Raw genomic sequence first — 26,189 nt, 5'->3', positions numbered from 1 at the left:
CTACCAGCGTTTCGTCCGAACTCGGGACCCATCCCGAAGACGGAAACGGTTTAACGCCACCGCTGGTAGTGACGAGCATGGCAGACTGTCCACTCGCCGACGACTGCCCCGAATTCTCCGAACGGATTTCGGGAATGGGATGTCAACACTACGGTGACCGGGGTGGCAAGGAGTGGTGTAACCACTACGGCCAGCCGATCGAGGATCTCAAGACGCAGCCGGTCAAATCCGGCGAGGAACTCGTCATCGACGTCGTCGACATGCACGAAAGCGGGGCCGGCGTCGGCCGAACCGAAGACGGATTCATCGTGATGGTCGACGGCGTCCTTCCCGAGGCCCGTGCCCGAGTCGAGATAACGCGGGTTCACAGCAATCACGCACGCGCGGAGGAACTCGAAGTGCTGCCGATGGATCCGGACGACGAAGCGGAGGATGCCGACGGCGATGTGGACGGGGACGACGCCGCCGAGGGGACGCCCGATGCGCCCGACGACGACGGCGGCCCCAAGCGCGAGCGACTCGGCAGCCGAGATAACTTCTGGGGCTCGTAACGCGACGCTCTCGAGTGGACAGATCGCGCGGTGCGTTTTCGGGTAGCCCCGTCCTCGGGGTCGACGTTCTCCGGACCTTCCCTCTCTCCCGCCGTTTTGGCAACAAAGTGTAAATATCGCTTGCGTCTACTGTACGCTAATCGATGGGGAGTGGACCGAGCGCCGGGAGCCGATTTCTCGCAGTCGCCGCAGTGGCGTGTGCGATCTGTGGACTCGTACTGGCAGCGAGCGCGATGGGCCCGCTCGCCTCGGTCTCTCCGGCGAGCGACCTCTTCGGGGACGGATTCGGAGATCGAACCGGCGGGGAATCGACGGCACGGCCGATGCCAAGCGGCGGGAGCGGCGGCGGAGGGGGCGACGGCGGAGGGCCGGAGAAACCGTCGGGGGGATCGGGCCTCCTCGAGGATATCGACCCTGCGGAGATTCCGATTCCCGCCGGACTTCTCGAGGAACTGATGGCCCTCCTGGGCGGGAGCGGTGCCGGTGGATCCGGCGGAGCGCCGCCGAGCGACGGCGGTGAACCGTCTACTGCGGACGGGTCCAGTAGTCAGGGGGAGACGACCGACGACTCCGCGGAGTCCACCGACGACGGTGGCGAGGACGACTCCTCGACGACCGAGCAGTCCCTCGGCGAGACCGACGAGACGCAGGCCGCTCCCGATCAGAGCGACGGTGGCTCTGACGCCGCGGCCGACGGTAGCCAGCAAGACGGCGGAAGCGATGCGGACGAGCCGTCGCTTCCGGAATCCGTCCCCGGACTCTCCGATCGCGCCCTGATCGCCGGGTTCGCCGCGATCGCGCTGTCGATCGTCGGCTACGTGTTCTACACTCGCGACGATCCGATCGGGACGCTGCGCTCGATTCCCGGACGGATCGTCTCGGTCGCGCTGGCGGGAGTCGTGGCCTGCTCACAGGCCCTCGAGCGGGGGCTCGCCGCGCTTCGCGGCGTGACCTCGATCGCTGATCTGCCGGGGCTCGCGCTCGCGGCGATCGCGAACGCGATTCGATCCGCACGGGCGAGCGCTCGAGCCGCCGGCTCGTCGGTTTCGGCGTCCCTGTTCGGCGGGGCGGCGGACCGGACCGACGGCGACGCGACCGCGGATGAACACGTCCCCGCTCGCGAACGCATCCGGCAGGCCTTCGAGAGCGTGATCGAGGCCTCGCCGATGTATCGAGGTCGCGCCGCGACCGCGACCCCGACCGACGTCGCTCGAAGCGCCACGGACGCCGGCGTTCCCGACGAGCCGGTCGAGACGATCACCGAGTCCTTCCGGGACGTCGAGTACGGCGACCGCGACCCGGCGTCCTACCTCGAGCGAACGACGACGGCCCACGACCGATTGCGCGACGCGCTCGCTGCGGACGCCGACGGAGACCAGGACGAGTCAGGGACGGAACCGACCACGGAGGCGGGAAGCGATGAGTAGAGCCCCGTCGACGGGCGGGCTCGCCGTCGTCACGCTCCTCTCGGTGGCGCTGCTCGCCGTCGGCGGGATCCTATCGGTTCGGCCGGGACTGCTTCTCGAGGCGGCTCCCGCACTCGAGTCGCTGCTGGCGACGCTCGATCCCGGAACGGTCGTGCTGGCGGTGATCGGCCTGCTCGTCGCGGCCGCGGCGTCGCTCGGGGTTATCGGTCGGGTTCGGTTCTCGTCGAGGCCGCTCCCGCTGGTCGATCCGACGGCCGAATCCGAGGCTGCCACGGTCGACGAATCCACTGCCGACTATCCGGTCGCCGGTGCGTCGTTCGATCGCCAGCTCGAACTCGCGACGGCCTACGACGACCAGCCGCGGTCGACGCGCGAGGAGGCACGCCGGCGACTCGTCGACTCGCTCCGGCCGATCGCCGCAACCGCGTACGCGAACCGGGCTGGACTGACGGAAGCGGATGCGCTGGCCGCGGTCGAGGCCGGGACGTGGACCGACGACCCGAGAGCCGCCGCCTTCCTCGGGGGCGACGACGGGCCGTCGACCCCGCTGTGGCTCTGGCTGGTCGACCTCGTGAGCACCGCCGATCCGTTTCGCCGGAGTCTCGAGCGGACGATCGCGGAGATCGACCGGGTGCAGTCGACGCCGGCGGTCGAGACGGGATCGACGGAGACCGATCGAACGAGTCCCGGGACGGATTCGAATCCGGAGGCCACATCGTGACGGAAGTCACCCGTCAGGCCCGCTGGCACGGGGCGCTCGTGATCGCCCTGTTCGCCGCCGTGCTCGCGGTGGCGCTCGGGCGTCCGTCGCTGTTCTTCCTCGGCGTCGTCGCGCTGGGCTTCGTCCTCCTCGGACAGGTCAGCTCGGTACCCGACTGGGGGAGCCCTGACGACGACTCCGACGCAGACGACGGTGCCGAAGGCGATACGGATGTCGACGGCGGTTCCGGGGCGGATCTCCGCCTCGAGCGCAATCTCGAGGAATCGCGCGTGCGACCGGGCCGGTCGGTCACGGTGACGCTGTCGCTGACGAACGACGGGTCCGGGGTCGCCTCGGACGTACGCGTCGTCGACGAACCGCCGGCCGAGGTGCCGGTGACGAGCGGGTCGCCCGCGTTCGCGACCGCCGTTCGACCGGGCGAGACCGTCACGCACGAGTACGAACTCACGCCGCCGCGCGGCGAGTACGCGTTCGGGACGGCGACGGTGCGGCGCCGATCGCTGACGGCGACGGCCGTCACGACCGACGCGGTGACTCCCGGCGGCGATACCGGATTCACCTGCGAGACGCTGCTGGACTCGTTCCCGTTTCAGGACCGGACGATCCAGTTCGTCGGCCAGACGCCGACCGACGACGGCGGCAGCGGCGTCGAGTTCTTCGCGACCCGGGAGTACCGCCGCGGCGACCCGATGAACCGGATCGACTGGCACCGGTTCGCCCGGACGGGCGACCTGGCGACCGTCGAGTACCGCGAGGAGCGGGCGGTGACCATCGTGTTCGTGATCGACGACCGAGCCGACGCGCACCGCGAGTTGCCCGGCGGCGGCCCGAACTCCTCCGACCTCACGCTGTATGCCGCCTCGCGGGGCGTGGTCGCGTCGCTCGAGGACGGCAACCGAACCGGACTGGCGACGCTGTCGGGCGAGACCTGGATCGAACCGGGGGCCGGCGGCGACGTCCGAAGCCGCGTCGAGGAAGCCATCGGCGGCGGCGGATCGGGAGCGACCCCGGCGGGCGATCAGCCCGTCGCGGACGGCGGGTCGACGAGCGGCGGGGCGAGAGACGACGAATCGATGGGCAGCGGATCGCTTGCGGTCGACCTCGAGCGACGGCTGCCCCAGCGGGCGCAGGTCGTCCTCTGCACGCCGCTCTCCGACGCCGAATCGGTCGGCCTCGTCGAGACGCTGCGAACCAGCGGACGGGCGGTGACGGTCGTCTCTCCCGACGTGACGACCGGTATCGCGTCGTCGGCCTCGACCGGTCTTCGAATCGCCGGGCTCCAGCGGGCCAACCGGGTCGACGCCCTACGCGGGCTCGGCGCGACCGTCGTCGACTGGCAGCTCGAGGATCCGATCTCGGTCGATCTGGCGCGTGCGTTCCGCGGCGGTCCCGGCCGGTCCGGAGGTGGCTCCCTGTGACGAACGACGCGCTCACCGGAACCGGACATCGAGACGAGAACGGGGACTTCCACGGAGACGAGTCGGGAACGACGCGAACGAGATCGACGCGAACGGTGGCTCTCGAGACCGCGCGGTACACGCTCGAGTCGGCGGTCGGCGGCGTTCGACGGACGCTCCGTCGGCCGACGGCGAGCGATATCGCGATGCTCTGTTGCACGCTGGCGATCGGCGTCGCCGTCGGCACGACGCTCGTCGGCGGTCGGCTGGCTGCGCTGGCGATGGGCGCTGGGCTCGCGGCGGCGCTGACGACCGTCTTCCTCGCGAGCGAGCGCCCCCTCGTGCGGGGTCTCGGCGGCGTCGTCGCGGTGCCGGTCGCCGTCCTGGTCTCGTCGCCGCTGCTGCTCGCGGGCGTACTCGTGCTCACGTCCTCGAGCGTGGGGATGATCGCCGGCGGTTCCGTCTGGGCCCTCGTCGTCGCGTCCTTCGCCGCGGGGCTGGTCTCCTGGCAGCAATTCGGCCGTGGCGGCGTCCGTCGCGGGTCGACGGGAACGATGCTCGCGACGAGCGGTGTCGTCGCCGTCGTCGTCCTCCCGATCCTCCCGCGGGCGGATCTCCGCGACCGCGCCGTGGCAGCCGCCGCGGACGTTCTCGGCGTGATCCGGGACGTGGTGATCACGCCCGAGGGATCGATCGCGGTCGTCTCGTTTACGGGACTGGTGCTCGTCGCGGCCGTCCTCTCGAGTCGCGCGCTCGCGGCGGTACCTGCCGAACGCTTCGTGCCGCCGGATCGCCGCGACGCGCTGGCCGCGGCCGTCGACGGGCTCCGTCGGGGCTGTTCGCTCGCGATCCGCGCCGCGATCGTCCTGACCGTCGCCGCAGTCGCCGCCCCGCTGGTCGTCGAACAGTTCGGTACGCCGCCGGTGAGGCCCGCCGAACTGCGGGCGGTGGTGCCGGCCCCGGCCGGTGACGGGCTGGCGACGCTCGTTACGACTCCGGGGATTCGATCGGCGATGGTGGCCCTCGCGGCGCTCGCCCTCGGCCTCGCCTCCCTCGAGCGGCTTCGTGGGATTCTCGGCCGGGGACCGGCCGTGGTAGTGGCCCGATTGGTCGCGCCGATGGTCGGCGGCGGGCTGGTCGCGCTCGTCCTCGCGACGGCGCTCGCCGACCCGGCGGCCGAGGCGGACCTTCGGGGCGTCCTCCAGACGGCGCTCGCGGGGCGGGCCCCGCCGTCGGTCCTCGAGTTCCTCACCTCGGTCCCGCCGCTCGTGCTCGTTGCGGGCGTGCTCGTCCTCGCGCTGAGTTCGCTCTCGTCGCTCCTGTGGACCGTGACGACGCTGCGGGCGGTGCGGCTGCTTCCCGGGCGAGCGACCGGTGCCGCGCTCGCTGCGGGTGCGGTGTTCGCGTTAGCGGTCGGCCTCGCCATCGACGGCCGACTCGAGCCGGCGCTCTGGACGACGGCGGGGGCGTTCGTCCTGTGGGATATCGGCGAGTACGCCGACGGGATTCGGACGGAACTCGGCCGCGACGCGGCGACGATGCGGGCGGAACTCGTCCACGTCGGCGGGACGATACTCGCCGGCGGTGTCGTCGCGGGCGGGACCATCGGCCTTTACCGATGGAGCGCGGCCGCTCCGTCGGTCACACAGCCGGCACTCGCGGCCGTCTCCGTCGGAACGGGGCTATTCGCGGTCGTGCTCGTGGCCTGGACGCTTCGCGGGTAGCGGGCGAGACGGCCGATCGAGCGTCGAGCTCCGATTCGCGACGTTCCGCTTTACACAACGTTTTCTCGATTCCCGTGAGACGTGGGTGCATGGAGCGCATTTCGCTCTCGAACTCGGCGTTCGAGGGAGACAACAACGCTTACCTCTTCGCCGACGGGGCGGAGACGGTACTGATCGATACGGGCGACTGGATGGCGACGACCCGCGAGCAACTCGAGGCGGCCTTCGCTGACCGCGGCCTCGCGTTCGGGGACGTCGATCGGATCTTCCTCACTCACTGGCACCACGATCACTGCGGGCTGGCCGGCGAGATCCAGGCCGAAAGCGGGGCCGAGGTGTACGTCCACGCGGACGACGCGGCGCTCGTCGAGGGCGACGAGGACGCCTGGGAGGAGATGCACGACCGGCAGCAGCGGTACTTCGACGAGTGGGGGATGCCCGAGGACCGGCAGGCGGTGCTCCTCGAGCGGATGGCAGACGGCGAGACGACGGTCGAGACGCCGACCGTGACGACCTTCGAGGACGGCGACGTCTTCCCGGTCGCCGACACCGAGCTCGAGGTCGTCCACACGTCCGGCCACGCCGCGGGCCTCAGCATGTTCGAGGCGGATCTCGAGGGCGAACGGCAGGTGTTCTCCGGTGACGCGCTGCTCCCCGTCTACACGCCCAACGTCGGCGGCGCGGACGTCCGCGTCGAGCGCCCGCTCGAGAAGTACCTCCGCGCGCTACGGGGGATCGTCGACGCCGAGTACGACCGTGCGTGGCCGGGCCATCGCGACCCGATCGACGACCCCGCCGACCGCGCGCAGTACATCATCGACCACCACGGGGAGCGTTCGTGGCGCGTCCTCGACGCGCTCGATAGACTCGGTCCCTGCGACACCTGGACGGTCAGCGCCGATCTGTTCGGCGATCTCGAGGGTATCCACATCCTCCACGGCCCCGGCGAATCCTACGCGCATCTGGAACACCTCGAGCGAGCGGGGACCGTCGTCCGAGAGGGGCGCGAATATCGGCTCGCCGACGGCGTGAGCGACGAGCTCGCCGCGACCGACGGGGAGCGGTGGCCCCTCGAGTACTGATCGGTCGGGTCCTCAACAGGAGGGTCTCGGGGACTCGCGAGGGTCGGAGCGGCGATAGCCGGTCTCAGTTCCCCATCGATGGAACGGGGACGCCGTTCAGCGCGCCCTCGACGATCGAGCCCGGATCGACGTCGCGGACGTCGGCTTCCGTCGTCAACACGATTCTGTGATCGAGCACGGGATGGACGATCGCGTGAACGTCTTCCGGGGCGACGTAGTCGCGACCCGCGATCGTCGCCCGGGCGCGACTCGCCTCGAACAGCCGCTGGAGGCCCCGCGGCGAGATCCCGACCTCGACGCGCTCGTCCTCGCGGGTCGCTCGAGCGACGTCGACCAGATACTCCTGCATCGCCGGATCGACGGTGACTGACTCGGGAACGGTCTGGAGGTCCAGCACCGCGTCGCGATCGACGACGCTGCCGACCTCGGGGGTCCGGGCCCGTCGGTTCGCCCGACGACTGACCAATTCGAGTTCGCCGTCCCGATCCGGATACCCCATCGTCGTCTTGATCATGAAGCGGTCGACCTGGGCCTCGGGCAGCGGAAACGTCCCCTCCTGTTCGACCGGGTTCTGCGTCGCGATGACGAAGAAGGGCTCCGGCAGCTCGCGGGTCTCGCCGCCGATCGAGACCTGCTTTTCGCCCATCGCCTCGAGCAGGGCGGCCTGGGTCTTCGGCGGCGCGCGGTTGATCTCGTCGGCCAGCACGACGTTGGTGAAGATCGGCCCTTCCTCGAACTCGAACTCGCCGGCGTGCTCGTCGTAGACGTGCGTGCCGGTGATGTCGGCCGGGAGCAGATCGGGCGTGAACTGGATCCGCTTGAAGTCGAGGTCCAGCGCCGTGGCCAGCGATTGGGCCGTGAGCGTCTTGCCGGTCCCGGGGACGTCCTCGAGGAGGACGTGCCCGTCTCCGACGATCGCGGTGAGAATCGTCTCGAAGCGCTCTCGTTCACCGATGACTGCAGTCTGGATCTCTCTGAGCACGTCCCGAGAGGTCTCGGCGGCCGCAGACACGTTCATACACGGGGAGAGTCACCCGATCACTATATACAGTCCGGCCGATAGGTCGATTCCCGTGGGATCGAGTGCCCGGGGAACGACGGTTCCGGGACCGTGGAAGCTATGATCCCGCCGCCGACTAGGTACTCGTATGCACACGGGAGCCTGCGGTTTCGGAGGGGAAATCGCACCGTGATCGACGACGTCGAGGAGCTCCTCGAGGAGATCGGATTCGATCCCGAGACCAGCGTCCTGACGTACCGACAGGCACAGGTCCTCGCGTTGCGCGAACGCGAGGTGTCACAGGCCGACATCGCCGACGCGCTGGGAACCTCGCGGGCGAACGTCTCCTCGATCGAGTCCAGCGCCCGCGAAAACGTCTCGAAGGCGCGCGAGACGGTCGCGTTCGCGGAGGCGCTCCGGGCGCCGGTTCGGGTTCGCGTCCCGGACGGCACCGATCTCTACGACGTCCCGCAACTGGTGTACGCCGCCTGCGACGAGGCGGGTGTCAAAGTCGATCACACCGCGCCCGACCTGATGAAGGTCGTCAGCGACGCCGCCGGGTCGGCCGTCACCGGTCGGCAGGTGTCGACGCCGCTGATCGTCGGGGTGACGTCGGAGGGAATGGTTCGCGTTCGCCACCAGGACTGAGAGCGACACCGTTGCAGTTTCCGTGTATTCCGCGTAGCGGCGCAGCGGTCGGCGTCGCGCTCAGTGGCCCGCCGAGACGAAATGGAGGCCGACGATTCCGACGACGATGATCCCGATGAACACCAGCCGGGCGGTCGTGACCGCTTCGTCGAACAGCACGATCCCGAGCGCTGCCGTTCCGACCGCCCCGATCCCGGTCCAGACCGCGTAGGCCGTTCCGATGGGAATGTCTTCGACGGCCTGGCCCAACAGGAGCAGACTCACGACCATCGCGATGACCGTTCCCACGGTCGGCAACGGTTTCGAGAACCCCTCCGAGTACGCCAGCCCGATCGCCCACGCGATTTCGAACAGTCCCGCGACGAACAGGAGCGGCCACGACATGGTTGCTACCGCCTCTGCGCTCGCCGACCTATAACACACCGATCTCCGATCGCCGATCACCGCTCACAGTGAGGTCCGTCCGATTCCCCGACTGATTTGTACGCCCCCGCCGTCGACTCCGGTATGGACTTCGACCTCGACGGGAACAGCGCACTGGTAACGGCCTCCTCGAGCGGGCTCGGATTCGCGAGCGCTCGGGCGCTCGCCGAGGCGGGTGCGAACGTCGCGATCTGCGGTCGGGACGAGGACCGACTCGAGGACGCTCGCAGCGAACTCGCTGAAACGGCCACGGGCGACGTCATCGCCGTTCAGACGGACCTCACGGACCCCGCCGACGTCTCCCGCCTCGTGAGCGAGACGGTCGACGCCTTCGGCGGGATCGATCACCTCGTCACCTCCTCGGGCGGCCCGCCGAGCACGACCTTTCTGGAGACCGACGAACAGGACTGGTATCAGGCCTACGACCTGCTGGTGATGAGCGTCGTCTGGACCATCGAGGAGACCCACGAGCACCTCCTCGAGTCCGAGTACGGATCCATCACCTGCATCACGTCGCGAACGGTACGAGAGGTCGCGGACGGCCTGTTGCTCTCGAACTCGGTGCGGCGGGGCGTGATCGGGCTGGTCAAGACGGTCTCCCGCGAGTTCGCGCCGGAAATCCGGGCCAACGCGGTCCTGCCGGGGACGATCGAAACCCCGCGAATCGAGGAGCTGATCGAGGCCGGCGTCGAGCGCGGGACCTACGACGATTACGAGGACGGGCTCGTCGCACTGGCGAGCGAGATCCCGATGGAACGCATCGGCGAACCGCGGGAGCTCGGCGACGTCGTCGCGTTCCTCTCGAGTCCGCGGGCGAGCTTCGTCAACGGAACCGAAGTCCCGATCGACGGCGGACTGTTGCGGAGCTGAGGGACGTTGCCGGCCGTCGATCGGCTCGATCTCTCCCCGATCGGAGCGCCGGCATCCGATTTTCGAACCGTAACCCTCTCGAACGCCCTCCGGAGAGTGAGAGTGTGTACGGTCCGGTCCAGATCGCCGGCTATCTCGCGCTGGTGGTGACACCCGCCACACTGCTGTTCGGAGCCGTTCGAGTCCCGGCCGATCCGCCGACCGGACTCGTGAGCGTCACGTTCGGCGTCGGCATCGCGGGAACCGCCGTCGCCGCGACGGAGCCCCAGCGCCTCCGCGCGTTCGATGCGGGCGGCTTCGACCGGACGGACGCCGTCGACGCGCTCGCGGTCGCGGCTGCGGCGGTCATCACGTACTGGCTGAGCGTCTCGATCGGTCTCGGCCCGGTGCTGGCGTCCGCCCTCGTCGGCCTGTCCGTCGGGGTCGCGCTCCGACGGGTCGACGGCGCAGCCTACTGCGGCTCGTTCGTCGGGATGGCCTCGCCGGCGCTGGCCCCTTCGCTCGAGTGGGTCGCGCTGGCGGGACTGATCGCCGGCCTCGCGCTCGTCGCGACGGCCGAATCGTTCGGCGGCTTCGGCGGGAAATACGGCACGCTCGCGCTCTTCGGCTGTCTCGCGACGGTGGTCCTGACGGACGTCGAGTTCGGCGGCGGGGGCTCCCTCGAATGGCGCTTCGTGCCGGTGATCGTCGCGGTCGCCGTCGTCGCCGCGGTCGCGACCGTTCTGCTCCGCACTCGCGGTGGGGTGAGTTCGGTGGTCGCTTCCGCTGCGGTCGGCGTGGCCACCGGCGTCGCGTTTCCGCCGCTCGTCCCGGAACTGGGGCCGACGCTGGCCGCCGTCGCATTCTGTGCCTCGTTCGTCGGAATGTCGAGCGCGGAGCGGCTGGCGACCACGGGACAGGTCGCCGGTGCCGGCGTCCTCTGTGGCGTCGTCTATCTCGCGGTAGCGCCTGTGCTAGCCGGGGCCGGCGGGAAACTGGGGACGACCGCCTTCGTCTCCTGTCTCGCGCTGGTCGGGACGCGAAAGGTATCCACCGTCGTCCGCTCGAGGGTCCGTCGCGTCGCTTCGAACGGCTGACCGCCGGCATCCGTCGTGCTCGAGATCGCTGGCCGCTCGAGTGGGTGGACGTTTTTCATCTCTGCTGTCGAGTACGGCGAGTGGAAAACGAGCGTTCTGCGCCCCCGATCGCGACGGGGAATCGCCACGCCCTCCCCGGCCGACTCGCTCGGTCCTTCGGTCCCTCTCTCGTCCCTCGTGCGGCTTCGGGTCGCGGTTCGCCGTTTGGCTCACCGCGTCACAGCACGCGCCACCGGACGTCGGTTCGGTAACCGGAAACGGATCGCGGGGCGAGGGGTGCCGTCTCGACTCAGTCCGCCGAAATTTCGCAGGTCCCTTCGTAGGCCACGTCGCCGACGGATTCGATCTCCGGGTCCTCCCCGCAGACCGGACAGGCCGGGTTCGGCTGGACGGGGACCTCCTCGAAGCTCATGTCCATCGCGTCGTACATCAGCAGGCGGCCCTCGAGCAGTTCGCCCTTCCCGAGCAGGTACTTGACGACCTCGGTGGCCTGAATGCAGCCGACGGTACCGGGGAGGACGCCGAGCACGCCCGTGGTGGCACAGTCGGGGACGGTGCCGGGCTCGGGAGCTTCGGGAAAGACACACCGGTAACACGGGGGCGAGTCGTCGCCGCCGCGCTCGTTGGTGAAGGAGGTGATCTGGCCCTCGAAGCGGTAGATCGCGCCGTGGAACAGCGGCGTCTCGGTCAGGACGCAGTGGTCGTTGAGCAGGTATCGGGTCGCGAAGTTGTCGCTGGCGTCGAGGACGACGTCGTACGCCGCGACCAGTTCGTCGACCGTCTCGGGCGTCACGCGGACCTCGTGGGTCTCGACGTCGATGTCGGGGTTCAGCGCAGCGACGTAGTCGGCGGCGCTCTCGACTTTCGGCCGGCCCACGTCGGCGTCGCCGTGGACGATCTGGCGCTGGAGGTTCGACCGCTCGACGACGTCGTCGTCGACGATTCCCAGTCGACCGACTCCGGCGGCGGCGAGGTATTGGATCGCCGGCGAGCCGAGGCCGCCCGCACCGACGATCAGGACTGACCCCTCGAGCAGCCGTTGCTGGCCCTCGGGCCCGATCTCGTCCATGATGACGTGTCTCGAGTAGCGGTCGAGCTGGGTCGCATCGAGGCGCAGGTCGCTCATAGAGACACGTTGGCACGAGAGGGAGAAAAGTCCGCGGGTCGGGTCGCGACGATTCCGTGGTCGATGCGACGACGCGTGGTCTCGGAGAGGTGGCAGGACCTTCATCGACCCGACCATTTAATAGTGTGGTGTGCCTTCACACACCTATGGCAACCTCACCCACTGATGCCGGTGACGACGTCATGGACCAGTTCCTGTCCGATCGCGGTCACTCCGTCGAACGAGTAGGGTGGGAGCAGGAGTATAACAAGAAGCAGTGTCCGGAGTGTGGCGGCCTCCACGACACGTCAGCGACGTCCTGCACCGTCTGTGGGTGGCAACCAGCGCCGTAGTCGGTCGCGGCGGGGCCGAACGCTACCGGTTTTGTGTGGTCGACGATCACCGTTTGTCACGCGATTCAACGCTAGTCCCCGGCTGTAATGGCTATTTTATCAACGACGATCCGACACAATTATAACCTGTTCATCTGTATATTCGATTGACACTACTATGCCGGAATGTCAGAACTGTGGCGGGTTCGTTACGGAGGCGTACGCCCGAGTATTCACTCCCCGCGATGTCGACGATCCGCGCGTCTGTCCGGACTGTCAGGACAAAATTCGCGACGGTGCCGACGTCCGAGACGCCCGCTCTCCCCGGGATCCATAACTGCCGATTTCTGTCGAAGAAAACCCACGTCACTTATGGGTATCGCGCTCCTGTTCAGCTACAATGACTCCAACGGACACGACGGTTACCCGCCTGTTCGGTGGTCCGGGAAGCGGCAAGACGACCGCCCTTCTCGACCACGTCGAGGAAATCCTCGAGCAGGACGGCGTCACCTTTCGAGATATTCTCGTCGTCTCGTACACGCGAGCCGCAGCGCAGGAGGTTCGGGAACGCCTCGCCGACCGGCTCGACGAGAGTCCCCGTGCCCTGCAGGGAAACGTCTGTACGATGCACGCGAAGGCCTACGAGCTGCTCGATCTCTCCCGGAGCGACGTGATCGGCGAGTCCGATAAAGAGGAGTTCTGCGAGGAGTACGGGATCGAATACGAAGACGAGTATTCGGGCGCCGGCCGCCGTACTGCGCGGTCGACCACGATCGGGAACAAGGTCATCGCGACGAGCCAGTGGCTCCAGCGGACCAGCCGCGAGGTCGCCGACTGGTACGACGTCCCCTTCCAGTGGGACGAAGAGGAGGTCCGCCTCCCGCCCGAGATCGACCCCAACGCCCAGGAGGGCAACAAGTACACGCCGACCTGGCCCAGCGACGACGACCGGATCGACGTTCCCGAAGCGATCCGCGCCTGGCGCTCCTACAAGGGCGAACACGGCAAGATCGGCTTCGCAGACATGCTCGAGCGGGTCAAGCAGCGCTCGCTCCTGCCCAGCGTCGACTACCTGGTGATCGACGAGTTTCAGGACATCACCACGCTGCAGTACGACGTCTACGAGGAGTGGAAACCGCACATGGAACAGGTTCTGATCGCCGGCGACGACGACCAGGTCGTCTACTCGTGGCAAGGTGCGGACCCCGCGCTCCTGCTCGAGGAAGAAGTCGACGACGACATCATCCTCCCGAACTCCTACCGACTCCCCTCCAACGTCCTCAACGCGGTCAACAAGGAGATCCGTCACATCGATCAGCGCCAGGACAAGGACCTCAAGCCCCGGACCGAAGGCGGGGCCGTCGAGGCCCGCACGAACGGCTCGATGCTCGACGTGGTTCGGATGGTTCGCCGCACGCTCGTGGAAGGTGACGGCACGATCATGGTGCTGTTCCGGGCCCGCTACCAGATGTTCCAGTTCATCGACGAGTTCATCACCGAGGGCGTCCCCTTCACCTCGCTGACCGACCAGCGGATGTGGACCGACCGGCTCACCCAGTACGTCCGCGCGGTCGAGGCGATCGACGCGGGCGATGACGTCACCGGCCTACAGGCCCGCCGGCTCGCCGACATGCTCCAGGAATCGGCCTTCGGCACCAACGAGCGCGACGCCCTCTTCGACGAGATCGACGACCGGCAGGAGGAAGCCGGTATCGAGGATCTCGAGGACCTCATGATCCCCGCCGACGTCATCGAGGATCACGCCCCGTTCATGCCCGGCCCCGGCTCGGCGGCCGACATGCTCCGGAAGGTCACCAACTTCCAGAAGAAGAGCGTCCGATCGTACTTCGCGATCGGCGAGTATCAGGGCACGGCGACCGACCGCGTCCGCGTCGGCACGATCCACTCCGCGAAGGGTCGCGAGGCCGACCACGTCTTCGTCGGCACCGACCTCACCGAGAAGGTCGTCGAGCAGATGGTCGCCACCGTCGACGATCCCACGGACATCCCCAACTGCGAGGAGTTCACCAAGACCACCTCGCCGGTCCCCGTCCTGACCGACAACGAACGCCGCGTCTTCTACGTCGGCATGTCCCGCGCCCGCGAACGCCTCGTCCTGCTCGAGAACCTCGTCGACGGCGCGCCGACGCTCCCGATCGACGTCCTGCTGCAGAATCGGCTGACCGACTCGACGCTCGAGGAGCTGATCGAGCAGGCACAGGAGCCCATGGCCGACGCTGACACTGACGCAGACGAGGTCGAGGCCGAAGCCGAAGCGCCGTGACCGGTGGGAACGACCGCGGCGTCGCGGATGGGATTCGATCCGCAGACGGTTTCGAGTACGCTCCCGAGCGCCGCGATCACGCGGTCAGCGTCGTTTCAGCAGCACTCGCGGAGCGCGACGCCGCCGCGTTCGTTCACGTCGGGACCGACCGCGACCCGGGGATCCGCTATCTCCGTCCGGCACCGGCTACCGGGCGCACCGCGATCGCGTACCTCGGCGCAGAAGACGAGTGGGTCGTCCAGTCAGCGGCCGACGAGTCCCGCGGCGATCCCGCCGAGCGACTCGCGTCGACGCTCGCCGACCGCGGGCTCGAGGGACCGGTACTGACCCCGCCCCGAGTGCCACACGACGCCGCGCTCTACCTCGAGCACGCGGGGTTCGAGCTGGCGTCGACGGACGCCCTCGAGCGAGCGCGCACGACGAAGACGGCCGGCGAGCGAGCGGAGATCGCGGCCGCCCAGCGGGCGGCGAGTGCCGGGATCCGGCGAGCGGCGTCGGTTCTGGCCGACGCGACGGTCGTCGACGGGCGGCTCGCGGTCGCCGAGAACGACGGCGATCGCTCCGATCCCGAACCGCTGACGGCCGCTCGGTTGCGGACCGCTATCGACGACGCCATCGTCGGAGCGGGTGCGCTTCCGGCCGGGAACACTGCCGTCGATCCCGGTTCGAGCGACGGAACCGACCCGTCGCCGCTCCGACCCGGCGAGCCGATCGTCCTCGAGGCGGCCCCGCGCGGACCGGCCGGCTACCACGGCGGACTGGTTCGGACGCTGGTCGTCGACAGCGACGGCGGCCGAGAACGACGGGTCCACGTCGCCGTCACCCAATCGTTTCGGTCGGCGCGGTCGATGCTGACCGCCGGCACGGAATCGGTGACAGCCGTCGAAGCCGATCTCGAGGCGGAGGTTCGCTCGTTCGGGTTCGCCGAGGGCGACGCGATCGAAACCGACGTCGCCGGCGTCGGGCTCGAGCCCCGCGAGCGACCCGCCGAGGGCGGTGACGACGTTGGACCCGAAACCGTCGTCCGAATCGACGTCGCCGGGCAGGTCGGTGCGGACACCCGCATCCGGATCGCCGACGTGCTGGCGGTCACGGACGAGGGCGAGCGACCCGACTGGCTCGCGGCACCGTCGCAGTCGCTCGAGCCGTCGGCACTGCTCGAGTGATCGACGCCGCCGGACCTGCCGTCGGCTCGTGATCGCTCTTCGGACGGCGGTCACGTCTCGTATCGCCGACCGTCCGACGGCGAGACCGGTACACGGTTCGCGATCGGTGGCGCTACGACGCGTTCTCGAGCACGTCCGTCACCCAGACCCGGTTCGGATCCGCCGTCTCCTCCATCCAGTCGATCAGTCGCTTCCGCATCTCTCGCCGCACGTCCCCGTACGCGGGATGGTCGATCAGGTTTCGCAACTCCGACGGGTCCGCCTCGAGGTCGTACAGTTCGTCGATATCGGGGCCGTTGTAGACGTACTTGTACGCCGCCGTGCGGACCATCCGCTGACTGTAGAGACCGAACTCGTCGCCGTGGTACTGCGCGAACGTCGAGTCCGCCCATTCCGCGTCGGCCGGCGGGTCGCCGCCGTTCTCGAGGAGGGGAACCAGACTCCGAGAATCGAAACTGTCGGGTGGAGAGCCGTCCGCGAGCTCGAGAAACGTGGCCGCGAGATCGTGGAGATGAACGGGCGTCTCACAGGTCGAGCCGCCGTCAGTTACGCCCGGCCAGCGGATCTGCAGCGGAATTCGATAGGTGTCGTCGTACATCAGCGGGCCCTTGTTGAACTGGCGGTGGCCCCCGACGAAGTCGCCGTGGTCCGAGGCGTGGACCACGACCGTCTCGTCGGCGAGCCCCGTCTCTGCGAGCGTCTCGAGGATCCGCTCGAGCTGGTGGTCGATCAGCGTGAGGAACCCCCAGTACTTCGCGACGGCCTCGGCCCACAGCTCCCAGTCGAAGTCGGTGACGCCGCGGTAGGCGAGGTAGTTCTCCTGAACTTGCGGTTTCCCGTCGTAGGTCTCCGCGTAGCTCGCTGGCGGTTCGATCTCGTCTGGGTCGTACAGCGAGGCGTACGGATCCGGAACGACGTAGGGGTGGTGGGGGCCGTAGAAGTCCGTCCGGTGGAAGAAGGGGTCGTCCCGGTCGCCGGCCGCGTGGGCGTCGATCGCGTCGATGGTCCGTTCCGCGAGGAAGTAGGCGCGCGTGTCCGCGACGTCAACGGACGTCTTCGCGGCGACGAACGTTCCGTCGGAGCCGTCTCTGGGATCGTCGCCGGTGTAGATCTCGTCCTCGAGATCGGCCTCGCCGACGGGAGTGCCCCGCTCCTCGCGGTACTCGTGGAACGCCTCGTCGATGTCGTCGTGGTGTGTGTCGCTGCCCCCGAGATAGGAGAAGCCGAAGTCGGCGGGGCCCCGGTCGCGGCCGACGTGCCACTTCCCCGCGTAGGTGAGGTCGTATCCCGCGGCGACGAGTTCCTCCGAGAACGTCGGCAGGTCGTCGGGCAGGTTCGCCAGAATCGCGTCCGGCTCGTGGCAGTTGTTCAGCATCCCGTGGCCGTGGGGGAACCGGCCCGTCAGCAGCGAGGCGCGAGCGCTCGAGCAGATGCTGATCGGCGTGAACGCCCGTTCGAAGCGGACTCCCTCCCCGGAGAGTCGGTCCATCGTCGGAGTCTCGACCGGCGGCCCCTCGGGTGCGCTACAGTCGTATCGCTCCTGATCGGTGAGCACGAACAGGACGTTCGGGCGGGTGTCGGCGTCGGCCATCGGGCGAGGTACACCCCCGCCGCAGTTAAGGGTGGGACCTGCAGTCGGCGACGCTGCCGAACGGCGACAAATAAGCCAGCGGTGTGTGAACCGGATTCTTCATTAGAACCGCGTTCGACGGACCACGCGTGCCGAGCGCGTACTGTGGTGAGTGTGGGTGGCAGTACCGAGCCGAGGACGGCGAGACGGGTGACTGCAGTCGAGCGATGATCGATCACTTCGTCGAGACGGGTCACTCGCCGGTCGAGCGCTGCGACGCGGCGGACCGATTGTCGAACGACGAGGGAGTCGAGACCGCGATCGAACCGACCGAACGCGGGCCAGACCCGTCGAAAAAGCGGTAATCCGACCGTTTCTCCCCCGTCAGCCGAGGAGGTAGCGCAGCCACGGTCGCTGCCGGACGAACTCCGTCCCTTCGAGATAGGCGTCGACGCCGAGGATCCGGCCCGCGGCGAAGACGCCGACGATCACGAACATGAGGAGTCCCAGCAGGTCCCCGTTGACGTACCCGTGCGCCCAGTCGGCGTTGCCCAGGTAGAACAACGTCATCAGGACGCCGCCGAAGAAGGCGGCGAGGCGCACGAGTGCCCCCAGGACGAGCCCCAGTCCGATCAGGAATTCACCGAGTGGGATCATGACGTTGGTGACCTCGAGCAGCCAGGGCGTCCCGGCGACGACCTCGAAGAGGCCGGCGATGGGCGAGGAGGCGTTCTGCAGGTAGCCGGCCGCGTCGAACGGCTCCCCCGCGACGAACGCGAACTTGGTCCACCCCGAGTGGAGGAACCAGTACCCGACGAGCAGCCGCACCGCCACCAGCACGTAGCCGGCGACCGAATCGGCGTACTCGAACTCTTCCCGCCTGCCGAGCCACTGTATCGTGGCCTCGTTAGTGGACATTGGTCGTCACCTCACGTCTGAGGATTGGCACTCTCAGGCGTTAAGACACCCTCTAATTCCTGTATGTCGGGAATCGGATCCAGTCGACCCACGCGATAGAGGGTGTTTAAAAGGTACAGGCGAACGGGTTCGCCTACGCGAGGTCGTCGAACGTCGGCCGCTCGAGATCGCCCGGGAAGTCGTCGACCGGAACCTGCGTCTGGTCGCCCGATTCCATGTCCTTGATGGTCACCTCGTCGTTCGCGAGGTCCTGTTCGCCGACGATGACGACCGTTTCGGCGTTGATCGAGTCCGCGTAATCGAGTTGCGCGCCGAAGGAACGCCCCGCGATGTCGGTCTCGACGACGTGGCCCTGCTCGCGTAGTTCGCGGACGATCCGGGCCGCCTCCGGTCGCGTGTCGCCGATCTGGAGGACGTAGTAGTCGGTCTGGACCTCCTCGTCGGGCCAGACGCCCGCCCGCTGCAACAGGAGCGACAGCGTCGCGTGACCCGGCGCGACGCCGACCGCCGGCGTCGGCTGGCCGCCGAACCCTTCGATCAGATCGTCGTAGCGGCCGCCGCCGAAGATCGAGCGGGAGACCTCGCCCGCCGAGTCGAAGCACTCGAAGACGACGCCCGTGTAGTAATCCAGCCCGCGGGCCGTCTCGAGCGAGACGGTACAGTACTCGCGGGCACCGAAGTCCTCGGCGGCGGCGAGCACGTTCCGGAGGTTCTCGACGGCCGCCGTCACGCGATCGGTGTCGGCGAACGCCTCCACTTCGTCGAGATCACCGTCGGCGATGAGGTCGTCGAACTCGGCGGCCTGGTCGGCGGTCAGCCCCGCCTCGATCAGCAGGTCGTGGTACTCCGCCCGCGAGATCTTGTCGGACTTGTCGACCGCGCGGATCGCCGCCTCGGTGTCGACGTCGGTGTCGTAGCTCTCGAGGACGCCCCCGAGGATGTCCCGGTGGGAGACCCGGAACTCGAAGTGCTCGCCGGTGAGCCCGAGGCCTGTGAGGGCGTCGGCCGCCCACGCGAGGATCTCGGCGTCGGCTTCGGGTTCCGAGGAGCCGAAGATGTCGACGTTGGTCTGGTAGAACTCGCGGTAGCGTCCCTGCTGGACCTGCTCGTAGCGCCAGAACGGCCGCGTCGAGACCCACTTGATCGGCTTCGAGAGCTCCTGTTGCTTGGCGACGACCATCCGGGCGACCGTCGGCGTCAGTTCGGGCGTCAACGTGACGTGTCGCCCGCTCTTGTCCTCGAACGAGTAGAGTTCGTCGACGATCTCGTCGCCGCTCTTGTCGGTCCACATTTCGGCGCGCTCGACGGCCGGCGTCCCGATCTCGCGGAAGCCGTATTCGCGGGCGGTTCCCTCCAGAACGTCGATGGTCGCCCGCCTGGCGGCCATCTCGCCGGGATAGAAGTCACGAAAGCCCTTGATTCGGTCGTACATGCAACGTCGTTCGGCGACGGCGAACTTCTATCCTTCCGTTCGGAGGCGACCGGCGCGACCGCTCGCGGCCAGTGCACGTTTGGTTCAGCGCTCACGATCGTTAGTTCGATAGTCCCGCCCCTGAGACCGTCCCGTAAGTTGATACGCATCTGTCTCGGAGGTCGACTGTGCAACGCGTGGCCGACGACGATTGGGTCGCGGAGGTCGGCGAGCAACTGCCGATTTCGCCGCTCTCGGCGCTCGGGCTGTTCCTCGCCGCGATCATCGGCATCCGACTCGCCCTCGAGCACGTCTCGACCCGAGCGCTGCTCGAGAGCGTCTTTCCGCTCCTGGCCGCGACGGCGGTCGTCTTCGCCGATCGGTGGCTGGTCGCTCGAGACGTTTCGACGAGGGACCGGCTCACCGTCTTCGGCTACGGACTCGGCGGTTTCCTCGCGGCGTTTCTCGTGACGGCGCTCCACCTCTACGTCCTGTATCTCGAGGGAACCGGTGCGAGAGCCCCCCTGTACCTGCTTCTGATGGGTGGCACCGTCGGCGTCGGCGCGGGCACCGTCGCCGGCATTTACGAGATCCAACAGCGGGCCGCCGTTCGCGAGGCGGAGCGCCAGAGCGCGCGCTTAGAGGAGTTCGCGAGCGTCGTGAGTCACGATCTTAGAAACCCGCTCAGCGTCGCCCAGGGGCGGCTCCGGGCGTCGTTCACGAGCGGCGATCCGGAGCACTTGCAGGAGGTCGATGCAGCCCTGCGCCGGATGGACGAACTGATCGAGGAGACGCTGTCGGTGGCTCGCAGCGGAACGCAGATCGAGGACCCACACGACGTGCCGTTGGTCGAACTCGCGAGCGAGGCCTGGACCGTCGCGGAGACGGGCGAGGCCACCTACGAGACGGTCGGGAACCGAACGCTCCGGGTCGACCCGCTCCGAGCGAAACAGCTCTTCGAGAACCTCTACCGAAACGCCGTGGAGCACGGCCGCGAGGACGTTCACATCCGCGTCGGCCCGTGTGACGGCGGCTTCTTCGTCGCGGACGACGGCCCCGGGATCCCCGAAGACGAGCGGAAAGAGGTCCTCGAGCAGGGGTACTCGACGTCCGAGGACGGATCGGGGCTCGGCCTCGCGATCGTTCGCGCCATCGCCGACGCCCACGGCTGGCAGGTCACGATCGTCGAGAGCGAAGACGGCGGGGCGCGGTTCGAATTCACCAGCGGCGGCTGAGCGTGCGGTCGGCCAGCCACTGAGCGGCTCGGACGACCCTCATCGGACGTCCGTCACGTACGTCTGGTGGTGATCGGGGAAACACTCCGCGATCGCCTCGGGACCGTCTTCGGCGGCGATGATCGACCGTAGCTCCGCCTCGTAATCGGCTCTGTCGATCTCCTCGCTCGGCCCGACGGTCACGTCCAACCGCGCCTCGACGAGCGCATCGACGGCCGAGCGGCCGAAGCCCGACAGCGGCGCGATGTAGTCGACGTCGTGGCGATCTTCGAGGCTCTGAGCCTGGGCCCGCGAGACCGTCGGGACGCGGTCGTCGCGGCGCGTCCCGTCGGCGATCGCGTCGAACGATCGGTCCGCGAGCTGCTCCAGCGCGTGCGTGTGGACCAGTTGAATGCCGTTGCGCGGAAACCCGTCCTCGCGAATCCGGTCGGCGGCCTCGCGGGCGACGTCGGGGTCGCACTCGAGCCGTTCGAAGTCGAAGCCGGCGGCGTCGGCCGTTTCCCGGGCGTGTTTCCAGTCGTCACTGACGCCGAAGTGCGCCGTCAGGAGCGTCACGTCGTAAAAATCCTCGAGCAAGAGCGCGGCGAGCGTCGAGTCCTTCCCGCCGCTGTAGAGCAGTCCGAGCTCCATCACCGGCGCTGAATGTCGAAGCTCTGGGAGTCGGGTTTCAGCTCCTTGAGGAGCTGTTTCATCTTGTCGTCGTCGATCTTCCCCTGAATGCGGCCGCTCCGGGCGAGACTGACGACCTGTCGCTCGACCTGCTCGCCGAACTGGGGCTTGCTCATCTTGACGGTGTTGAGCCGCTTGCGGGCCTCGTCGGTCAGGTGCTGTCGGAGGACGGCCTTCTTCTGGGCCTCGGCCTGCTGCTGGGCCGCTTCCTGCCCGCCCTCGCCCTGGGACTCGGCGCGGTCCTGTAGCTGTTCCATTTTTTTCTGTCGGAGCTCCTCGAGTTTTTCGTCGTCCGGTGAACCACTCATCGTTACCTCCCACTTGTCCGGCTGGCGGGAAAATGATTACGGACGACGGTAGCGATGGCTCTGCCCGGTGAAACCGACGCGAAAACGAGTTGCGTACTTACGCGTAGCGCTCGAGTTCCGGACGGTCGAGTTCTTCGAGGACGTCGCCAGCGGTCTCGTCGAGGAGGCTCCGTCCGTCGGCGGTGATCCGGCGACCCTCGCCTTCCGCGGTCTCGACGAGGTCCTCTTCCTCGAGCTGCTGGAGGATGGTTCGGATCAGGTTCTTCGAGCCGTCGACGCGCTTGTCGGGTGCGACGCGGTAGCGGTTGGAGCCGCCCTTCGCACCGCCGTACTCCGTCGAGAGTCGTTCGACGCCGACGGGACCGCGGTCGGCGACCTTGCGCAGGAGACTCGCGGCGCGAGTGGCCCAGAAGTCCTCCTGTTCGGGCGGCAGTTCCTTGTCGACGCCGCTCTTGGCGAACTTGCCCCACTCCGGTTCCTCGAGTCGATCCGCGAGATCGTCGGCGAGCGCCTCGATGAGGTCGTCCGCCGGAACGTCGTACATCGTAGCCATTGGCGTGTGATTCCCGTCGGCGGCATTTAAGACCATCGTATCTCGGCGCTCCGGGAGCGGCCCGGACCGTTTTTCGCCCTCGAGTCGAAACGGGGTGTATGGACGAACGCGCCGCCCTGGGACTCCTCTCTGACGAGCTCGAGGGGGCCGGCGACGACGCAGCCGTCGTCGACGGACTCGTCGTCACGACGGACATGCTCCACGAACGGACCGACTTTCCGGACGGCACGACCCGGTACACGGCCGGCTGGCGCGCCGTCGGCGCGTCCCTCTCGGACGTGGCCGCGATGGGGGCCCCGGCGACGGCCGCGGTCGCCGCCTACGCCGCGCCGACTTTCGACCGCGACGAACTGCTCGCGTTCGTCCGCGGCGCGCGCGACGTCTGTGATCGTGTCGACGCAGAGTACGTCGGCGGCGATCTGGACGGCCACGACGAGTTCACCGTGTCGACGACCGCGATCGGTCGGACTGACGACCCCGTTCTCCGGAGCGGAGCCCGTCCCGGTGACGTCGTCTGCGTTACCGGGACGCTCGGACGGAGCGCCGCTGCACTCCGCCTGTTCGAGCGCGGGCGCGTCGACCGCGCGAACGATCTCTTCCAGTTCGAACCGCGGATCGCCGCCGGTCGGACGCTCGCCGCCCGCGCGAGCGCGATGATGGACTCGAGCGACGGACTGGCCCGCTCGCTCCACCAGCTCGCCGAGGCCGGCGACTGCGGGTTCGCGATCGAGTCGGGGCGGATTCCGATCGACGACGGCCTCCGCGACGTCAGCGACGGCGACGACGCGCTCGAGTTGGCGACGACCTTCGGCGAGGACTTCGAACTCGTCGCGACGCTTCCGGAAGCGGCGGTGCCGGCGCTTCGAGAGGCGACTGACGCGTCCCTGTCGGTGATCGGATCGGTTCGAGAGCGCGCCGACGGAATCACGATGGACGGCGAGACGCTCGCGGATCGCGGCTACACGCACGGGGACTGACTGCGGTCCGGATACGCACGGAGATCGACTACGGTCCGGTGACCACGACCGGAATCGGCATGAAACAGAGCAATCCCAGGCCGAAGGTGACGACTCCCAGAACGGACCGCCCGAGATCCAGTCGGTCGTCTCGGACCGGCGTTGCGGGCCCCATCGACGCGAACAGCGTCGTCAGAAACCCCCAGATGACCCAGACGCCGACCGTGTTCAGGTTGTACTCCTGGAAATAGTAGAGGTAGCCGGCGAGGGCAAACAGCGCGCCCGGCACGAGCGCCGCGATCGTCTCCTGGAAGTCACCGACCATCGCCCGGAGGATGTGGCCGCCGTCGAGTTGGCCGACCGGAATCAGGTTGAGGAAGGTGACGAACATGCCGACCCACGCGCCGACGACGACCGGATTCACGCTCGTCGCGGGATCGTCCCGGTACAGCGGCCGATCGAACCCGGCCGCGAGCAACTCGAGTAGCGGGGGATAGCCCAGTTCGATCCGTATGGCGTTCGGATCCTGGACTACCGCCTGTGAGACGGTTACGGGCGGGAGGTGGAGCCCGATCACGGTCACGACGACGGTCGCGACGAGGCCGGCCAGCGGTCCGGCGACGCCGATATCGAACAGCGCCTTGCGGTCGGGCATCCGGCCTTTCATCTTGATGACCGCGCCCATCGTCCCGATGAGCGTCGGGACCGGGATGAAGTAGGGGAGCGAGGCGTCGACCTGGTGGTATCGACTCATCACGTAGTGGCCCATCTCGTGGACGCCGAGCACGCCGAGGATCGCGACGGTGAACGGCCAGGCCCGCCAGATCGCCGTCGGGTCAGTGAACGGGTCGATCTGGTACCACATCGCGCCGGCGAAGAGCGTCGAACACACCGTCGCGACCAAGAGTACGAGGTTCGTCCACGGGATCCCGTCGACGCCGACGGCCGTCGGCTCGGCGACGAGGACGTACTCGCCGTGTCGCCGCTCGAGGGTCGCGTCGTACCCGCGGGTTCGGAACTCGGGCCAGAGTTCCTGCATCACTCCCTCCGGATTCGTCAACGGATCACCGTAGTACACCAGCCGGTCGTCTTCCCGGTGAACCTCGTAGACCGCGAACACCGACTCGATACGATCGATCGGCGGCCCGTCCTCGAGCGAGCGTCCGCCGCGTCTCGGTGCGCCGAACCCGGACCGATCGACATCGTCCATCACCAGTGATTCACGATCGCACGGTATAAAACGACTGTCGTCGGCAGGGCCGACCGTTTCTCGGGACGGACGGGGGCGTCAGCGCTGGGACGTCTCAGAGTGGATCGTGCCGGCGTTCGTACCGCGCGGCACGGGAGCGGAAGCGGGGATGCTCGTCGGGGCGGCTCGCGTTCGTACTCGCAGGGGGGTCAGGCGGGGGCGACGCGCCACGTGGTCGCGCTCGTGTACGACCACTTCTCGATCTCGAGGTCGCTGACCGAGTCCGAGAGCTTGGCCATCAGCGCGCCGATCTCTTTGGGGGACATGCCGACGTCGTCGGCGATGAACTTCCCTTTGAAGTACAGCTCGCCGTCTTCGGCACGTTCGCGCAGGTAGCGTTTCAGGCGGAGTTCCTTGCTTTCCGTGGAGGTTTGGGCTGTCGTGCTCATCGACAGCTACCCCTTGTTGGGGATATCTGTTATAAACGGAGGATGGTTGGCCGCATTTCGATTGTCTTCAGCAATCCGGCTGGTAATAGACGTTTTACTCTCGATTATAAAATAATTAACAGCGTATTCAGAGGACTCGAGATGTTTTAAAACAGCTGCTAACGTATTATCTCCGTTTCAATATTGATCTCGAATACAATCTCATCTTTCCGGACCGGTCCGCTATTTCAGCGGGGCCGTTGAACGAACGGAACGATCAGGACCGCTCGTGGACCCAGAATTCGTCCTCGATCGTTACCTCCTTTTTGAACAGCGGAACTTCGTCTTTCAGCCGGTTGATTCCGTCTTCGACGGTCCGAAACGCCTCTTCTCGGTGGCCCGCGAGCACGACGACGAAGACGATGTCCTCGCCGTCCTCGACGATCCCCGTTCGATGGTAGAGCTCGACGTCGAAGACCCCGTCTCGCGCCTCGAGATCGGTTTCCAGTGCCGTCATCCGCTCGTCGGCGACGCCCTCGTACTTCTCGAACTCGAGGTACTGGGTGCGTTCGTCGTCCGCGCTGTCTTTGGCACGGACTCGCCCGGTAAACGTCGCGATCGCGCCCGCCCGATCGGCTCGCGGCGATCGTTTGACGCGAGCGACCAGCGACTCGAGGCTCTCGTGGGGTTCGGTCGACTCGAGGGCCGTCACGAGGTCGTCGAGTTCGAGATCGGCAGGTCCGCGGACGGCGGCGATGATCGTCTCGTCGCCGTCGTGCTCGGTCGCAGCGGCCGAGCCCACGGCGATCGAGGGGTACTGAAGCGTCGGAACGCCCACGACGACCGCGTACTCGCAGTCGGTCGCCAGACTATCGAGCGCGTCACCGACGGACATCCCCGTTCCCGAAGCGGTCCAGTCGCCGTCCACGCCGAGGTCGTACGTGACGTCGCCGCCGAGCGTCGTCGACTCGCGCGCGTGCGTCCCGTCCGCGATCGTCGCGTCGTACCTGACGACGCCGACGCGCCCCCGCTCGGCGAGCCGATCGACGACCCGATCGACGACGGACTCGAGCGCGTCGCCGTCGGCCCCCTCTTCCCGAACACCGAGTACGTGCATAGTCGACGTATGGTCGGGTCGGACTTTGT

28 protein-coding genes are annotated in these 26,189 nt (G+C 67.9%); 16 read left to right on the top strand and 12 right to left on the bottom strand.

Annotated elements, in window-relative coordinates:
- The first annotated feature begins 77 nt into the window (after positions 1-77).
- From NDI89_RS04630 to NDI89_RS04605, 6 genes are all read left to right on the top strand, one after another.
- Positions 78-551 (top strand): TRAM domain-containing protein, encoded by a 474-nt coding sequence (locus tag NDI89_RS04630; protein ID WP_277520335.1) that lies wholly within the window; start codon positions 78-80, stop codon positions 549-551.
- Between the two features lie 143 nt (positions 552-694).
- Positions 695-1,978 (top strand): hypothetical protein, encoded by a 1,284-nt coding sequence (locus NDI89_RS04625; protein WP_277520334.1) that lies wholly within the window; start codon positions 695-697, stop codon positions 1,976-1,978.
- A complete protein-coding gene (locus NDI89_RS04620) occupies positions 1,971-2,699 on the top strand; it encodes a DUF7269 family protein (protein ID WP_277520333.1) in 729 nt (242 codons plus the stop codon). The genes NDI89_RS04625 and NDI89_RS04620 overlap by 8 nt, the downstream gene beginning before the upstream one ends.
- Entirely contained in the window at positions 2,696-4,117 is a 1,422-nt protein-coding gene (locus NDI89_RS04615) for a DUF58 domain-containing protein (RefSeq protein ID WP_277520332.1), read from the top strand. The genes NDI89_RS04620 and NDI89_RS04615 overlap by 4 nt, the downstream gene beginning before the upstream one ends.
- Complete coding sequence (locus tag NDI89_RS04610; RefSeq protein WP_277520331.1) at positions 4,114-5,820, top strand: DUF7519 family protein; 1,707 nt, start codon at positions 4,114-4,116, stop codon at positions 5,818-5,820. Before NDI89_RS04615 ends, NDI89_RS04610 begins: the two co-directional genes overlap by 4 nt.
- A gap of 89 nt (positions 5,821-5,909) precedes the next feature.
- Positions 5,910-6,902 carry an MBL fold metallo-hydrolase gene (locus NDI89_RS04605; RefSeq protein WP_277520330.1) on the top strand — a complete coding sequence of 331 codons (993 nt, stop codon included), beginning with the start codon at positions 5,910-5,912 and terminating at the stop codon, positions 6,900-6,902.
- A 64-nt stretch (positions 6,903-6,966) separates the two neighbouring features.
- Here NDI89_RS04605 and NDI89_RS04600 read toward each other — a convergent pair whose 3' ends face one another.
- Positions 6,967-7,920 carry an AAA family ATPase gene (locus NDI89_RS04600; RefSeq protein WP_277520329.1) on the bottom strand — a complete coding sequence of 318 codons (954 nt, stop codon included), beginning with the start codon at positions 7,918-7,920 and terminating at the stop codon, positions 6,967-6,969.
- A gap of 171 nt (positions 7,921-8,091) precedes the next feature.
- Between NDI89_RS04600 and NDI89_RS04595 the strand changes: the two genes are divergently transcribed.
- Positions 8,092-8,550 (top strand): Tfx family DNA-binding protein, encoded by a 459-nt coding sequence (locus tag NDI89_RS04595; RefSeq protein WP_277520328.1) that lies wholly within the window; start codon positions 8,092-8,094, stop codon positions 8,548-8,550.
- Between the two features lie 60 nt (positions 8,551-8,610).
- Here the strand turns inward: NDI89_RS04595 and NDI89_RS04590 are convergent, their stop codons facing one another.
- Positions 8,611-8,934, bottom strand: a complete 324-nt coding sequence (locus NDI89_RS04590; RefSeq protein ID WP_277520327.1) for a DMT family transporter — start codon at positions 8,932-8,934, stop codon at positions 8,611-8,613.
- A gap of 123 nt (positions 8,935-9,057) precedes the next feature.
- Here NDI89_RS04590 and NDI89_RS04585 point away from each other — a divergent pair, with 123 nt between their 5' ends.
- Together NDI89_RS04585 and NDI89_RS04580 are read left to right on the top strand one after the other, a co-directional pair.
- The gene (locus NDI89_RS04585) at positions 9,058-9,843 is read left to right on the top strand and encodes an SDR family oxidoreductase (protein WP_277520326.1); all 786 of its coding nucleotides are present in this window, start codon (positions 9,058-9,060) and stop codon (positions 9,841-9,843) included.
- Between the two features lie 104 nt (positions 9,844-9,947).
- Positions 9,948-10,919: a hypothetical protein gene (locus NDI89_RS04580; protein ID WP_277520325.1), complete on the top strand. Its 972-nt coding sequence runs from the start codon at positions 9,948-9,950 to the stop codon at positions 10,917-10,919.
- A 289-nt stretch (positions 10,920-11,208) separates the two neighbouring features.
- On the opposite strand, the gene ubaA is transcribed toward NDI89_RS04580, so the two are convergent.
- A complete protein-coding gene (gene ubaA, locus NDI89_RS04575) occupies positions 11,209-12,045 on the bottom strand; it encodes an SAMP-activating enzyme E1 (RefSeq protein ID WP_277520324.1) in 837 nt (278 codons plus the stop codon).
- 146 nt (positions 12,046-12,191) lie between these two features.
- Here ubaA and NDI89_RS04570 point away from each other — a divergent pair, with 146 nt between their 5' ends.
- The 4 genes from NDI89_RS04570 (at position 12,192) to NDI89_RS04560 (ending at position 15,806) form a co-directional block, all read left to right on the top strand.
- Entirely contained in the window at positions 12,192-12,377 is a 186-nt protein-coding gene (locus NDI89_RS04570) for an HVO_0416 family zinc finger protein (protein WP_226004427.1), read from the top strand.
- A 157-nt stretch (positions 12,378-12,534) separates the two neighbouring features.
- Complete coding sequence (locus tag NDI89_RS24045; RefSeq protein ID WP_425498567.1) at positions 12,535-12,693, top strand: DUF7563 family protein; 159 nt, start codon at positions 12,535-12,537, stop codon at positions 12,691-12,693.
- Between the two features lie 63 nt (positions 12,694-12,756).
- Positions 12,757-14,640 (top strand): UvrD-helicase domain-containing protein, encoded by a 1,884-nt coding sequence (locus tag NDI89_RS04565; protein WP_277520323.1) that lies wholly within the window; start codon positions 12,757-12,759, stop codon positions 14,638-14,640.
- The gene (locus NDI89_RS04560; RefSeq protein ID WP_425607746.1) at positions 14,637-15,806 is read left to right on the top strand and encodes a M24 family metallopeptidase; all 1,170 of its coding nucleotides are present in this window, start codon (positions 14,637-14,639) and stop codon (positions 15,804-15,806) included. The genes NDI89_RS04565 and NDI89_RS04560 overlap by 4 nt, the downstream gene beginning before the upstream one ends.
- 112 nt (positions 15,807-15,918) lie before the next feature.
- On the opposite strand, the gene NDI89_RS04555 is transcribed toward NDI89_RS04560, so the two are convergent.
- The gene (locus NDI89_RS04555; protein WP_277520322.1) at positions 15,919-17,397 is read right to left on the bottom strand and encodes a sulfatase family protein; all 1,479 of its coding nucleotides are present in this window, start codon (positions 17,395-17,397) and stop codon (positions 15,919-15,921) included.
- A gap of 128 nt (positions 17,398-17,525) precedes the next feature.
- Here NDI89_RS04555 and NDI89_RS04550 point away from each other — a divergent pair, with 128 nt between their 5' ends.
- Positions 17,526-17,741, top strand: coding sequence for a hypothetical protein (locus tag NDI89_RS04550; RefSeq protein ID WP_277520321.1), 216 nt, complete (start codon positions 17,526-17,528; stop codon positions 17,739-17,741).
- 19 nt (positions 17,742-17,760) lie between these two features.
- Here the strand turns inward: NDI89_RS04550 and NDI89_RS04545 are convergent, their stop codons facing one another.
- A complete protein-coding gene (locus NDI89_RS04545) occupies positions 17,761-18,294 on the bottom strand; it encodes a DoxX family protein (protein WP_277520320.1) in 534 nt (177 codons plus the stop codon).
- A 133-nt stretch (positions 18,295-18,427) separates the two neighbouring features.
- Positions 18,428-19,726: a histidine--tRNA ligase gene (hisS, locus tag NDI89_RS04540; RefSeq protein WP_277520319.1), complete on the bottom strand. Its 1,299-nt coding sequence runs from the start codon at positions 19,724-19,726 to the stop codon at positions 18,428-18,430.
- A gap of 167 nt (positions 19,727-19,893) precedes the next feature.
- On the opposite strand from hisS, the gene NDI89_RS04535 reads away from it, so the two are divergent.
- The gene (locus tag NDI89_RS04535; RefSeq protein WP_277520318.1) at positions 19,894-20,940 is read left to right on the top strand and encodes a sensor histidine kinase; all 1,047 of its coding nucleotides are present in this window, start codon (positions 19,894-19,896) and stop codon (positions 20,938-20,940) included.
- 39 nt (positions 20,941-20,979) lie between these two features.
- Here NDI89_RS04535 and NDI89_RS04530 read toward each other — a convergent pair whose 3' ends face one another.
- From NDI89_RS04530 to NDI89_RS04520, 3 genes are all read right to left on the bottom strand, one after another.
- On the bottom strand, positions 20,980-21,570 hold the full coding sequence (locus tag NDI89_RS04530; protein WP_277520317.1) for a DUF7411 family protein: 591 nt from the start codon (positions 21,568-21,570) through the stop codon (positions 20,980-20,982).
- Complete coding sequence (locus NDI89_RS04525; RefSeq protein ID WP_226004418.1) at positions 21,570-21,917, bottom strand: DNA-binding protein; 348 nt, start codon at positions 21,915-21,917, stop codon at positions 21,570-21,572. The genes NDI89_RS04530 and NDI89_RS04525 overlap by 1 nt, the downstream gene beginning before the upstream one ends.
- A 97-nt stretch (positions 21,918-22,014) precedes the next feature.
- The gene (locus NDI89_RS04520) at positions 22,015-22,470 is read right to left on the bottom strand and encodes a 30S ribosomal protein S19e (protein ID WP_226004417.1); all 456 of its coding nucleotides are present in this window, start codon (positions 22,468-22,470) and stop codon (positions 22,015-22,017) included.
- Between the two features lie 98 nt (positions 22,471-22,568).
- Here NDI89_RS04520 and thiL point away from each other — a divergent pair, with 98 nt between their 5' ends.
- Positions 22,569-23,447, top strand: a complete 879-nt coding sequence (thiL, locus tag NDI89_RS04515; RefSeq protein WP_277520316.1) for a thiamine-phosphate kinase — start codon at positions 22,569-22,571, stop codon at positions 23,445-23,447.
- Positions 23,448-23,475: 28 nt separating this feature from the next.
- On the opposite strand, the gene NDI89_RS04510 is transcribed toward thiL, so the two are convergent.
- The 3 genes from NDI89_RS04510 to NDI89_RS04500 form a co-directional block, all read right to left on the bottom strand.
- Entirely contained in the window at positions 23,476-24,636 is a 1,161-nt protein-coding gene (locus tag NDI89_RS04510) for a site-2 protease family protein (protein ID WP_277520315.1), read from the bottom strand.
- A 188-nt stretch (positions 24,637-24,824) separates the two neighbouring features.
- The gene (locus NDI89_RS04505; RefSeq protein WP_277520505.1) at positions 24,825-25,070 is read right to left on the bottom strand and encodes a DUF7123 family protein; all 246 of its coding nucleotides are present in this window, start codon (positions 25,068-25,070) and stop codon (positions 24,825-24,827) included.
- A gap of 250 nt (positions 25,071-25,320) precedes the next feature.
- Positions 25,321-26,160, bottom strand: coding sequence for a molybdopterin synthase (locus NDI89_RS04500; protein WP_277520314.1), 840 nt, complete (start codon positions 26,158-26,160; stop codon positions 25,321-25,323).
- Between the last annotated feature and the right edge of the window lie 29 nt (positions 26,161-26,189).

Source organism: Natrinema salsiterrestre (genome assembly GCF_029502005.1).
GTDB lineage: Archaea > Halobacteriota > Halobacteria > Halobacteriales > Natrialbaceae > Natrinema > Natrinema salsiterrestre.
The sequence above is the reverse complement of the archived record's forward strand: the minus strand, read 5'-3'. Positions and strand labels throughout refer to the sequence as shown.